Source organism: Brevibacterium jeotgali (assembly GCF_900169175.1).
GTDB classification, from domain to species: domain Bacteria; phylum Actinomycetota; class Actinomycetes; order Actinomycetales; family Brevibacteriaceae; genus Brevibacterium; species Brevibacterium jeotgali.
In genome coordinates this window covers 1-11,951 of record NZ_FXZM01000020.1, presented here as the reverse complement: position 1 = coordinate 11,951, position 11,951 = coordinate 1, and the positions used below count along the sequence as shown (strand labels likewise).

14 protein-coding genes are annotated in these 11,951 nt (G+C 64.9%); 5 read left to right on the top strand and 9 right to left on the bottom strand.

From position 1 onward, the window contains the following. Positions 1-300 precede the first annotated feature (300 nt). From BJEO58_RS14130 to BJEO58_RS14100, 7 genes are all read right to left on the bottom strand, one after another. Positions 301-690, bottom strand: a complete 390-nt coding sequence (locus BJEO58_RS14130) for a four-helix bundle copper-binding protein (RefSeq protein WP_180951981.1) — start codon at positions 688-690, stop codon at positions 301-303. A 172-nt stretch (positions 691-862) separates the two neighbouring features. Continuing rightward, a complete protein-coding gene (locus BJEO58_RS14125; protein WP_180951980.1) occupies positions 863-3,001 on the bottom strand; it encodes a heavy metal translocating P-type ATPase in 2,139 nt (712 codons plus the stop codon). A 140-nt stretch (positions 3,002-3,141) separates the two neighbouring features. Next, the gene (locus tag BJEO58_RS14115) at positions 3,142-3,498 is read right to left on the bottom strand and encodes a metal-sensitive transcriptional regulator (protein ID WP_101590109.1); all 357 of its coding nucleotides are present in this window, start codon (positions 3,496-3,498) and stop codon (positions 3,142-3,144) included. An 88-nt stretch (positions 3,499-3,586) separates the two neighbouring features. Continuing rightward, positions 3,587-3,847 carry a YHS domain-containing protein gene (locus tag BJEO58_RS14110; RefSeq protein WP_101590104.1) on the bottom strand — a complete coding sequence of 87 codons (261 nt, stop codon included), beginning with the start codon at positions 3,845-3,847 and terminating at the stop codon, positions 3,587-3,589. A gap of 32 nt (positions 3,848-3,879) precedes the next feature. Beyond that, positions 3,880-6,204, bottom strand: coding sequence for a heavy metal translocating P-type ATPase (locus BJEO58_RS14105; RefSeq protein WP_101590103.1), 2,325 nt, complete (start codon positions 6,202-6,204; stop codon positions 3,880-3,882). 40 nt (positions 6,205-6,244) lie between these two features. After that, positions 6,245-6,400, bottom strand: a complete 156-nt coding sequence (locus BJEO58_RS15035; protein WP_180951979.1) for a hypothetical protein — start codon at positions 6,398-6,400, stop codon at positions 6,245-6,247. After that, entirely contained in the window at positions 6,400-6,609 is a 210-nt protein-coding gene (locus BJEO58_RS14100; RefSeq protein ID WP_101590108.1) for a heavy-metal-associated domain-containing protein, read from the bottom strand. Before BJEO58_RS14100 ends, BJEO58_RS15035 begins: the two co-directional genes overlap by 1 nt. A gap of 234 nt (positions 6,610-6,843) precedes the next feature. On the opposite strand from BJEO58_RS14100, the gene BJEO58_RS15095 reads away from it, so the two are divergent. After that, positions 6,844-7,083 (top strand): hypothetical protein, encoded by a 240-nt coding sequence (locus BJEO58_RS15095; RefSeq protein ID WP_219617123.1) that lies wholly within the window; start codon positions 6,844-6,846, stop codon positions 7,081-7,083. Between the two features lie 49 nt (positions 7,084-7,132). On the opposite strand, the gene BJEO58_RS14095 is transcribed toward BJEO58_RS15095, so the two are convergent. Then, positions 7,133-7,735: a cadmium resistance transporter gene (locus BJEO58_RS14095; RefSeq protein ID WP_101590102.1), complete on the bottom strand. Its 603-nt coding sequence runs from the start codon at positions 7,733-7,735 to the stop codon at positions 7,133-7,135. Next, positions 7,732-8,091 (bottom strand): Cd(II)/Pb(II)-sensing metalloregulatory transcriptional regulator CmtR, encoded by a 360-nt coding sequence (gene cmtR, locus BJEO58_RS14090; protein WP_006590980.1) that lies wholly within the window; start codon positions 8,089-8,091, stop codon positions 7,732-7,734. The genes BJEO58_RS14095 and cmtR overlap by 4 nt, the downstream gene beginning before the upstream one ends. Positions 8,092-8,488: 397 nt before the next feature. Here cmtR and BJEO58_RS14085 point away from each other — a divergent pair, with 397 nt between their 5' ends. The 4 genes from BJEO58_RS14085 to BJEO58_RS14070 are packed head-to-tail and all read left to right on the top strand — an operon-like array spanning position 8,489 to position 11,859. Further along, positions 8,489-9,115, top strand: a complete 627-nt coding sequence (locus BJEO58_RS14085; protein ID WP_101590101.1) for a recombinase family protein — start codon at positions 8,489-8,491, stop codon at positions 9,113-9,115. A 19-nt stretch (positions 9,116-9,134) separates the two neighbouring features. Next, positions 9,135-10,577: a TnsB C-terminal domain-containing protein gene (locus tag BJEO58_RS14080; protein WP_246075896.1), complete on the top strand. Its 1,443-nt coding sequence runs from the start codon at positions 9,135-9,137 to the stop codon at positions 10,575-10,577. Beyond that, positions 10,564-11,469 (top strand): AAA family ATPase, encoded by a 906-nt coding sequence (locus tag BJEO58_RS14075; RefSeq protein WP_180951978.1) that lies wholly within the window; start codon positions 10,564-10,566, stop codon positions 11,467-11,469. The genes BJEO58_RS14080 and BJEO58_RS14075 overlap by 14 nt, the downstream gene beginning before the upstream one ends. Positions 11,470-11,511: 42 nt before the next feature. Then, a complete protein-coding gene (locus BJEO58_RS14070) occupies positions 11,512-11,859 on the top strand; it encodes a LysR substrate-binding domain-containing protein (RefSeq protein WP_101590099.1) in 348 nt (115 codons plus the stop codon). Positions 11,860-11,951 lie beyond the last annotated feature (92 nt).

Below are 11,951 nucleotides of genomic sequence, written 5' to 3'. Positions count from 1 at the left end.
TCCGCAACCCTCGCGATCAACGGCACTACGCAGACCTTCCCACCCCACGTCTCCGAGGACCTGACCCGCGTCCTCGAAGCCATCCGGACCGGAGAGCCCACGCACTAACGAAATGAGCCAAGTCAGGATGCCGGGATCAGCGAAGGGCACGTCGTCGAGGACGGCAGCAAATAGCGATGGGTAAGGGACGGAAGCGGAAGCGCTGCTCGACCAAAGTCTGATCACAACGGCGGGCTCTCATCCACCATGGTGGGTGAGAGCCCGCCGTTGTTGTGCGGGGGCGGTTGAGGTCTGCCGCGGTCAGGGCAGAGACTTCAGCAGGTCAGCGCAGGCCTGTGCGCACCGGCGGCATGCCTCAGCGCAGATCCGGCAATGTTCGTGCATCTGCGCGTGCTGTTCACATTCCTCAGCACAGGTCTCGCACACCGTCTGGCACGTCTCCAGCACCGACCTGATCACAGCAGGATCGGCCCGCGTCAGCCGCGAGAGCACCTTCCCCGTCGCAAGACAGATGTCGGCGCAGTCCTGGTTCGTGCGGATGCAGGACGTCAGCTCAGCAACCATGTCTTCTGCCAGACACGCATCGGCACACGCGGTGCAGGTCTGCGCGCACTCGAAGCAGGCCGCGATACAGGCAGCGAGCTTGTCCGTGTCCACCTCGCCCAGGTCCTTCGGATAGGTCTCGATCATCGAACTCACATGCGACACGATTCTCACCTTTCACGTCTTCAGGTGAACCGGCGGACCCGGCACCATACTCCCGACGCTAGCCCTGTCGCGACGCGAGTAGAACCCAACCTGCCTTGAAGATTGTGTAAAGAAGCGTCAGGTGCGGGCCGCGCGACTGCGGCCTTCTCTGCTGTTAGGAGCGGGCCGGGGTTGAGGAGCGGTCGAGGATTCTGTCGGTGCTCGCTTCGGGAGTGAGGTCGAGCCGACGCAGCAGCTGGGCGTTGAGCGCGACGACGACGGTGGAGGCGGACATCAAGATTGCTCCGATGCTCATCGGCAGCACGAATCCAATCGGTGCGAGCACACCGGCGGCCAACGGGACGGCGGCGAGGTTGTAGCCGGCGGCCCACCAGAGGTTCTGCTTCATCTTCCGGTATGCCGCCCGGGAGAGCTCGAAGACGGACAGCACCGAGCGCGGATCGGAACTGGCGAGGATGACTCCGGCTGAGCCGATGGCAACATCGGTGCCCGCACCGATGGCGATGCCCACATCGGACTGAGCCAGGGCCGGGGCGTCATTGACGCCATCACCGACCATCGCGACCTTCTTGCCCTCGGCCTGGAGTGCCGCGACCTTGGCTGCCTTGTCTTCGGGACGGACCCCGGCGAAGACCCGGTCGATTCCCAGTTCTTTGGCGACGGTGTCGGCTACAGCCTGGGCATCGCCGGTGATCATCACGACTTGCACATCATGGGCGTGCAGAGCATCGACGGCGTCCCGAGACTCGGGCCGGATCTCATCAGCTAACCGCAGCGCCCCGATGACCTTCCCCTCAGCGAGGACGTGCAGGATGATCGCACCTTCGTCGCGCCACTGATCGGCGATTGAAAGCTCGGCCTGATCCCGTTGTTCCAGGAGGTAGGGGCCGCCGACTTCGATCACAGTCCCCTCCACGCTGGCTTTGACGCCGACGGCAGGAGAAGAGGAGAAATCTGTCGCCTTCGACACGTCGAGATCGCGCGTGCTGGCAGCTGCGAGGATCGCGCGGGCCAGTGGATGCTCGCTGTCGGACTCAGCAGCGGCGGCCAAGGCCAGCACATCGTCTTCGTGGTGTTCTCCGACGGGGTGCACACCGGTCACGGTGGGCTCGCCCTTGGTCAGGGTGCCGGTCTTGTCGAAGAGCACCGAGTCGACGGTGCGCATGGATTCCAGTGCGAGGCGGTCTTTGATCAGGACGCCACCGCGGGCGGCGCGCTCGGTGGCGATGGACACCACCAGTGGAATCGCCAGCCCCAAGGCGTGGGGGCAGGCGATGACCAGCACAGTGATGGTGCGCACGACGGAGGCATCCGGCATGCCGAGCAACGACCAGGTGACGGCGGTGATCAGGGCAGCGCCCAAGGCGAACCAGAACAACCAGGCCGCGGCGGTGTCGGCAATCCTCTGTGCGCGAGACGAAGACGCCTGGGCATCAGAGACCAGTTTCTGGATACCCGCGAGGGCCGTGTCATCACCGATGGCGGTGACTTCCACGCGCAGCCCGGAGTCGGTGGCGACCGTGCCTGCCACAATCTGTTCTCCGGTCTCGCGGCGCACCGTCTTGGACTCGCCGGTGACCATCGACTCGTCCATGGAAGCACTACCGTCGATGATCCTGCCATCGGCCGGCACCGAAGAACCGGGACGCACGATCACCACGTCGCCGACAGTTAGAGCAGCCGGGGCGACCTTGATGATGTCATCGCCGTCGATTTTCTCGGCCTCATCGGGCAACAGGGCTGCCAAGGAGTCCAGTGCTGAGGTGGTCTGGGCCAGGGACCGCATCTCGATCCAGTGACCCAGCAGCATGATCACCACCAACAGGGCCAGCTCCCACCAGAAATTCAGCTCGTGATCGAGGAGGCCCAGGGTCGCTCCCCAGGAGGCGATGAAAGCCACCGTGATGCCCAACCCGATCAGGAGCATCATCCCGGGCTGACGAGAACGGATCTCTGAAATGGCGCCGGTCAGGAACGGCTGACCACCCCAGAAGTAGATGATCGTCCCCAGGACGGGGGAGACCCACCACACCCATGCGGCGTCGGGGAGTGGGTAGCCGACCAGATGGGCAAACATCGGGTTGAGCCCCACCACGGGGATTGCCAGGATCAGCATGATCCAGAACAGTCGCCGGAACTGGCCGACATGGTCTCCATGATCGCCGTGCCCGTGTCCTGCATGGCCACCGTGTGCTTCGTGACCTGCGTGGTGCTGGCCTTCGTGCCCGTGACCCTCGTGTTCGGCGTGGTGATGGTCCATCTCGTGATCAGCTTGTGGATGCTGGGAACTCATACTGGGTTTCTCCTTCGTGGGTGCTCCCGCTAGTCGCAAGGGAGTGCCGCAGGCGCATCGTTCGGGACACGCTGGGTGGTCAGTGGTGGGCTACACAGCTCCTTCGACACCGAGGAACATATGGTGCGGGTCGCTGTCATTCAGGAGCGGACGAGCCGGGCAATGGCCTCGGAGGCTTCCTTGATCTTGTCCTCGGCGGTCTGGCCGCCCGTTTTCGCCGCGTCGACGACGCAGTGCTTGAGGTGGTCGTCGAGCAGCCCCAGCGCCACTCCTTGGAGCGCGCTGGTTAAGGCGCTGATCTGGGTGAGGACATCGATGCAGTACTTCTCCTCGTCGACCATGCGGTGGATGCCGCGGGCTTGGCCCTCGATGCGTTTAAGCCGGGCGAGGTAGCGGTCTTTGTCGGAGATGTAGCCGTGGTGGGTGCTCTGGCAGTCAGAACCCTCAGGTTCCGTGACGCTTTCGGGATCGGTTGGGGCCTGAGGTGCAGTGGTCATCGTGGACTCCTGAGTGATGTGGCCTGCGGTCCCGACCGGCATGTTCGGTCCGGGACCGCAGATCGAATAATTTGGCAGGGATGCAAGGTCAGTCGGCGGCACGGGCGTACGTGGCGGGATCGGCATCGAAGCGTGGGCCGCAGCCTGCGCAGCACAGCCAGTATCGCTGCCCCTCGTAGTCGCGGAACAGGCCGGCAGCCTCGGCGGTGGCCTTGTTCACCACGGTGCCGGGCATCACGGGACACTCGGTGGCGTGGTCACTGGTGGGGGCGGTGGTCGCGAGGAGGTCGGTGTGCCCCTCAGGAGCGGGGGTGTGGCAGCAGCTGGAGGTGGCGTGGGTGTTGGTCATGGCGGGTTCCGTTTCCTTTGTCTGAGATGTGGTCAGGCTGTGGCGTGCTGAAGCGCGCGGTTACCCGGTGTGGGTGTCGGTGCGGCTGGCTGGTCGGCCTGGCTCGTGAAGGAGCGCAGGCGCAGACTGTTGCCGACGACGAAGACGCTGGAGAAGGCCATTGCCGCGCCGGCGAGCATGGGGTTGAGCAGACCGAACGCGGCCAGTGGGATTGCCGCGGTGTTGTAGGCGAAGGCCCAGAACAGGTTGGTCTTGATCGTGCCCAGTGTCCTGCGCGAGAGGCGGATCGCGTCAGCTGCACTGCGGAGGTCCCCGCGGACCAGGGTGATGTCGGCTGCTTCGATCGCGACGTCGGTGCCGGTACCCATCGCCAGACCGAGGTCGGCCTGCGCGAGGGCAGGAGCGTCGTTGACGCCGTCGCCGACCATTGCCACGACTTTGCCCTCGGTCTGTAGCTGGGAGATGACGTCGACCTTGTCCTTGGGCAGGACTTCAGCGATGACGTTCTCGATGCCCACCTCGACGGCGATCTGCTCGGCGACGGTCTGGTTGTCGCCGGTCAGCAGCACGGGCGTCAGGCCGAGGCTCTTGAGTCGGCGGATGGCTTCGGTGCTGGTGGGCTTGACGGTGTCGGCTACGACCAGCACACCGCGGGCGTGTCCGTCCCAGCCGACGGCGACGGCGGTCTTACCCTGCGCTTCGGCGCGGGCCTTGGCCTCGGCCAGGTCTGGGTTGAGGTGTTGCGACCAATCAGCTAGCAGTGATTCCCGGCCCACGACGACGCCGCGACCGTCGACGATCCCGTGGACGCCCTTGCCTTCGACATTGGTGAAATCCTCTGGGTCGGGCAGGTCGCCGACTTCTTGGGTGGCGCCCTTGGCGATGGCCTGGGCGATCGGATGTTCGGAGGCGTTCTCCAGTGCGCCGGCCAGCCGCAGCAGCTCGGTGCGGTCGACGCCGGCAGCAGGGATGACCTCAGCGAGGGTCATCTTGCCGGTCGTCACGGTGCCGGTCTTGTCCAGCACCACGGTGTCGACCTTGCGGGTGGATTCTAGGACCTCTGGACCCTTGATGAGGATGCCCAGCTGAGCGCCACGTCCGGTACCCACGAGCAGCGCGGTGGGGGTGGCCAGTCCCAGCGCGCAGGGGCAGGCAATGATCAGCACCGCCACCGCGGCGGTGAATGCGGCGCTTAAGGGGAAGCCGGCACCGATCCACGCACCCAGGGCGGCGACGGCAATCGCGATCGCGACGGGCACGAAGATGCCCGAGACTTTGTCAGCCAGGCGCTGGACCTCGGCCTTGCCAGACTGGGCATCCTCGACCATTCTGGCCATCTGCGCCAGCTGTGTGTCTCCACCGACCCGGGTCGCTCGCACCACGAGACGGCCGCCGGCGTTGACGGTGGCACCGGTGACCGGGTCTGATTCGGTGACCTCGACAGGCACCGACTCACCGGTAAGCATTGAGGCATCCACTGCCGAGGTGCCGGCGGTGATTACCCCGTCGGTGGCGATCTTCTCTCCGGGGCGGACGACGAACTCGTCGCCTACTGCCAGCTCGGAGGTCGGGATGCGTGTCTCGATGCCGTTGCGCAGCACGGCGACGTCTTTGGCTCCCATTTCGAGCAGGGCGCGTAGCGCTGCACCGGCCTGCCGCTTGGACCGCTTCTCGAAATAGCGGCCCAGCAGGATGAACATCGTCACTCCTGCGGCAACCTCAAGATAGATGTTGGCGGCGCCATCACTGGGTGCAACGGTCAGCTCGAACGGATGCGTCATCCCCGGTACCCCGGCGGTGCCGAAGAACAAGGCGTACAACGACCACAGAAACGCCGCGGTCGTGCCCACCGAGACCAACGTGTCCATCGTTGCCGCGCCGTGACGCAGATTGGTCCATGCCGCCTTGTGGAACGGCCAGGCCGCCCACACAATCACCGGCCCGGCCAAGGCGAGGGAGGCCCATTGCCAGTAGGTGAACTGTAGCGCCGGGATCATCGCCATCGCGATGATCGGCACTGAGAGCACCACCGAGCCGATCAGCCGCTGGCGCAGCGAGACCAGCTCCGCATCCGGCTCCTCACCAGCCTCAGCTTGGCCAGCCTCAGCATCCTCGGCCGGTGGGAGAACCGCGGAATATCCGGTCTTCTCGACCTCCGCGATCAGTGTTGCCACATCTGTTCCGGCCGGGGCATCGACCCGCGCCTTCTCAGTGGCGTAGTTCACTGTGGCAGACACTCCGTCGAGCTTGTTGAGTTTCTTCTCCACGCGCATCGCGCACGAAGCGCAGGTCATACCGCCGATCATGAGCTCGATGGGCATGGCCTCTGGCTGCTGCTGGGCCGCAGGTGCAGACATGGTCAGAACTTCCTTCCCGCGCCTCAGGCGCGGATCACGATCAGTCATGGGTGTCGTCGTGGCCGACGTCGTCGACCTGCTGAGTCCACGACTCCACCGCCTCTTCGGGGACCACGGCGCCGGCGACAGCGGCAGAGGCCGCGAAGACCACCACCAGGCCCGCGCCGTACACACCGAGGCGAACGGAAACCTTCATCAGACCCGCTCCGCTTGGTATCCGGCCTCCCGCACAGCGGCCAACACGGCCGTATCCTCGACCGACGGCAGCGTGTTCACCACGAGCTTGCCCGTCTCGGCACTGACCTCGATCCCTTCCACGCCGACAATCTGCTCGACCTCTTCACGCACCGACATCTCGCAGTGCCCGCACGTCATGCCCACTACCTGGTAACCGCGCTGTTCCATGATCATCCCTTCACTTGACGTATACCCCCTACAGGTATTCGATCAAACGATATACCCATAGGGGGTATAAGTGTCAATGGCTAGGCTGGCCGAAAGGCGGGAGCAGAACCCGCTCACCGACACCCGGGCGCCAGAACGCGCTGCATGTCACGTCAACGAACGCCTGTGGCATCGATGCTGTCGACCCAACAGCAGGCATCCGAGCTATGGGTATACCTCTAATGACAGTTGGCCATGAGCATGCATCGAGCTTGTGACTCTTCGCCTGACAGTCCGACTGCCGCCGATGATCAGGATGAGCACACAGCTAACAAGCAAGTGTCTTTAACGGTCGTTTCTGATCCATGTTCTGCCGATTTTCGTATCATCTGGTTGTGGCTTCGTTCGCTTGGTGGCGGGGTTTTTGCAGCGCTCCGTGGCGGTCTTGTTGCCGCGATCACGCAGGACTGGCTGCAGGTAGGTGTCGCGGTCTGAACCGAGAGGGGTGCGCCCGGTCGGGGCCGTTTGGATCGCTGCCGCTACGTCAGAGTCCGAAGGCTCCGCCGCTGACGAGGATCACGATGCCGAGGCCGATGAGAACGATGGGGAAGAGGATGTGCTCCCAGCGTTCGAGCACTTCGGCGATCGGGGGGCGGGTGGCGACGAACTTTGCCAGGGCCACCAGGACCGCGACGAGCGCGAGGAAGACGATGCAGTAGGCGACTACTGCGAGAGGTTCCACGCTGAGGAAGACAGGGGTGTAGACGCCGATGTTGTCGCCGCCGTTGGCAAGGGTGACGCCTGCGACTGTCCACACGCCGACCTTCTTGCCGGCAACCTTGGCCTCGTCGTCATCGTCGTCATCGTCTCCGCGCCAGGCCTGCCATACGGCCCAGAGGCCGAGGCCCAGAGGGATGAGACCGAAGTACGGGATGGCTGCCGAGGGCAGGAATGCTCCGGCACCGATGGTCACCAGGACCGCGGCACCGAGGATGCCGGCGAATCCGAGGTACTGGCCGGCCAGAATGCGGGCGGTAGTGCCGCGCTGGCCTGCCCCTCGCGCGAAGAAGAGGGAGAGCACGATGATGTCGTCGATGTTGGTCGCTGCGAACAGGCCCATCGCCTGCAAGACCGAGGTGAGGATCATGCGCCCTCCCCAGCTGCGTCGCATCCGGGAAGCGAGCAGGCGGGATCGATGCACGGGGCGTCTTCGTCCACTGCCAGGGTGGCATCGACCAGTGCCGTCAGCGCCTGCGCCAGGTGCGAATCGGCGATCTCATATCGTGTCCGACGACCCTCGGGCTCGGAGACGACGATCCCGCAATCGCGCAGGCATGCCAGGTGGTTGGACACGTTCGGGCGTGTCAGGTCCAGATCTCGGGCCAGTTCCGCCGGGTAAGCGGGATGGTCGAGCAGGGTCAAGATGATCCGGGATCGAGTGGGGTCGGCCAGTGCACGACCCAGGCGGTTCATCACGTCGAGACGCGAAGCAATAGTCAGCATGGGCTGAACTATACAGCGCGCACTGAACACTCGGTCACAGGCGTCAGCCCAGATCGCATGCCCGTAAGGGGAACCCCCACCGGAAACACCAGGAGCCGACTTGGATGAACGGCGGCACGCCTCTAGGGGCATCCCGTATGACCCGTCCGGTGGCCGGTCCCGCGGCGGGGCGCCATACGGCACGCCCTGGGCGGGCCTCACGGCGTCAAAGTCCGCGACCGACTTCCGCGCCGCCGACCGTTGACTAGCAGCGACCGTCCCAGTTCCTTGGTTCTGGGACACCGAACACGAGCATCCGGATCGATCGGCACTGCCCAGCAATTCTCGTCCCACAAGTACGGCCCAGATTGATGTCCCAACTATTCCGTACAGATTCTGCTTTTGGTACGCTTGATCCATGGAGTTAGGCTACGCGCGGGTTTCGACGGTCAAGCAAGACCTGGATCGGCAGATCGATGCTCTGCGCCAGACCGGCATCGCAGCCGAACGAATCTACGTGGACAAGAAGTCCGGATCTACGGTTGACCGCCCCGGCCTGCGCGCAGTTCTGGAATACGCCCGCGACGGCGACGTAATCGTGGTGCACACCCTGGACCGGCTTGGGCGCACGGTGCGCGACACGCTGAACCTGATCCATGACCTCTCCGAACGCAACATCGGGGTGCGTAACCTCGCCGACCCCATCAGGGTGGACTCGTCAAACCCCGAGGACCCGATGGCCCAACTGTCCGTAGTGCTGCTGGCGCTGTTCGGACAGATGGAACGCACCTACACCCTCGAACGTGCCGCCCACGCCCGAGCGGTAGCGACCGCAAAAGGCCGACGTGTCGGGCGGCCCTCCGTGGTGGATCCGGACAAGCTGGCCTACGCGGACCACCTGCGCGCGACCGGGCACACCATGGCCGAGATCGTGGCCAAGACCGGCATCACGCGCACCAGCCTGTACCGCCACCTGCCACCGCGGCCTGCTGAATCGGTGACAGCCGGACCGGTGACCGCGGCCGACCCGGGCCCCGAGTCGTGAAACCACGCAGGTGATCGCGATGGCGCAGCTGAGACCGCAGGATAAGGCGATGCTGCTGCGCCAGCACGAGGACGGTGTCCCATGGACACAGATCGCCGCGGAATCCGGCGTCCCGGTGCGGACACTTACCCGGTGGTCTGCGCAGCACCGCGCGGACCCGACATCTCGTGGCCTGCAACGTCAGCGCCGCACCGATCGCGGGAGGCGGCGCATCCCGTCCGAGCTTGTGGAGATGATCGAAGCACTGGCACTTCGCTGCCCCGAGCCCACAGCTGCGTTCATCCATCGTCGCGTGGGCGACATCGCCAGCGATCGAGGACTGACTGCCCCAAGCTATTCCAGCGTCCGGGCGATCATCGCTGCCATCGATCCGGGCCTGCGCACACTCGCCCAGCACGGCGATGCCGCGTACCGAGACCAGTTCGAATTGATTCTCCGCCGCACCGCAGCGGGCCCGAACGAGCAGTGGCAGGCAGATCACACGCTCCTCGACGTCGCGGTCCTCGACCCGTCCGGCACCCCGGCCCGGCCGTGGTTAACCGTCTTGCTCGATGACTACTCCCGAGCCGTCGCCGGCTACACCCTCTTTCTCGGCGCCCCGACGGCCGAGCAGACAGCGTTGGCTCTGCATCAAGCCGTCCACCACAAGACGAATCCTGCCTGGCCCGTCTGCGGTCTGCCCGATGTGCTCTACTCCGATCACGGAGCGGACTTCACTTCCGCCCGTCTCGAGCGCGTCTGTCTGGACACGCGGATCCAGCTCGTCCACTCCCGAATCGGCATCCCGCAGGGGCGCGGGAAGATCGAACGGTTCTACGGATCCCTCACCACCGAGCTCCTGCCACATCTACCCGGGCATATCCCCCACGGAACGAACGGCGAGCCCCTCACGGATCCGACGCTGAGTCTTGAACAGCTCGACGCGATCCTGGAACAGTTCATCGTCACCGAGTACCACCAGCGCCCTCACTCCGAAACCAGTGAAGCGCCCGCCGACCATTGGGGAGCCTCCGGATTTATCCCGCGGGCCCCGGCCCGCCCCGAGGACCTGGACCTCCTCCTGCTGACTGCAGCGACCACGCGGAAGGTCCAACGCGACGGGATCCAATTCGCCTCCACCCGGTACGTGTCCCCAGTGCTGGCCGCCTACGTCGGCGAACATGTCACCGTCCGGTTCAACCCGCGCGACGTCGGCGAGATCCGCGTCTACTTCAACGACGGGTTCCTCTGCCGGGCGATCGCTCCCGAACTCGCCGCCGAGTCCATCTCGCTGCGGGAGCTACAGGCTGCCCGGTCGCAACGACGCCGCGACCTCAAGCGACAGTTGCGCCACCGCCGCAGTCTCGCCGACGCGCTGCCCACCGATACCCGGTACGTCCTGCCTGAGACTCCCGAGGCGGAACCGGTCAGCGTCGACGAAGTCCCACCACGACATGGGTTGCGTCTCTATGCCACCGACTGACTCCGAACATAGTCTCCGCAAAAAGGGGGATGACGGACGCCGATTCCTTCTCGGCGACTTCGGCGAGGTCAACGCCAGCGCCCCGCCACGGCCCGATTTGCCACCGTTCCAGACGACTCATGAACATCGACGCTTCGTCGAGTTCGCCGACGCCGTTCGCACCCACCGCTATATCGGCCTGTGCTGGGGACCACCTGGGGTAGGCAAGACTCTCTCTGCCCGGCACTACGCCGGTGCCGATGACTGGGAACAATGGGACTCCATCTTCACCGACACCCTCGGCCCCGTACCGGAACGGGTGCTCGATGCCCGCACCGCGTTCTTCACACCCACTGTCGCCACGACGCCGCGTCAGATCGACCGGGGGCTGCCGCGTGCTTGCCAACGCATCTCATTTGCCGTGGATTTCGCCGAACATGGCGTCGTGGACCCCTACGTCCATACCGAGTCCCGCTCCAGCGGGCGCACCGAGCTGCTCATCATCGATGAAGCTGACCGCCTCAAGGCCACCGGCCTTGAGCAAGTTCGCGACTACTTCGACCATCACCACATGGGCGTCATCCTCATCGGGATGCCCGGGATTGAGAAGCGCCTCGCTCGCTACCCGCAGCTCTACAGTCGCATCGGCTTCGCCCACGAGTACCGCCACCTGTCCCCGGACGAACTCACTGCAGTCCTGGCCAGACGGCTCCCCGCGGCAGGCGACGCAGCGGACGGCGGCGTCGCCCACGCGACCGCCATCGCGACCATCGTCAGGATCACTGCCGGCAACTTCCGCCTCGTCGACCGACTACTCACCCAGATCGAACGCGTGCAAACAGTGAACGACCTCGATGTGCTGACACCCGAGGTTGTTGAAGCCGCGCGTCAGGCCCTTCTCATCGGCCACTAAGCGCTGCAAAAACCACGCCACTTACCGCTGCGACTCACAATCATGACCAACGAGCCCCTACTGGGTGCCGAACGGCGGTTCGGCGATGTCGATATCACCAACGAACCCGGGCATACCGGACCTGCAGAAGTGCCGGGCTACCAGCGTGAAGTGCTGATAGATGACGACTACATGATCGTTCTTCCACTCGATCATCCCTTGGTCGAGCAGAATGAGGTGGCGGTTGCTCAGTTGGCAGGAGAGCCGATGGTCGATCTCGCCATCCTCGGGAGTCCGACCGGTGCGGTCATCGACCGCGCCACCCAGGCGGCAGGTTTCATCCCCAACTATGTCGCCCGTGCCGACGACCATTACGGGCTCTTCACGAACGAGGGTGTAGTCGAGGTCTGAAGCCGCCGGCTTCGAGCAGACTCCTGGCGATGTAGTGCCTCAGGTTCCGGAACCCAAGCGCGATCCCGCGCAGATGCTCGAGTCGGCCATTG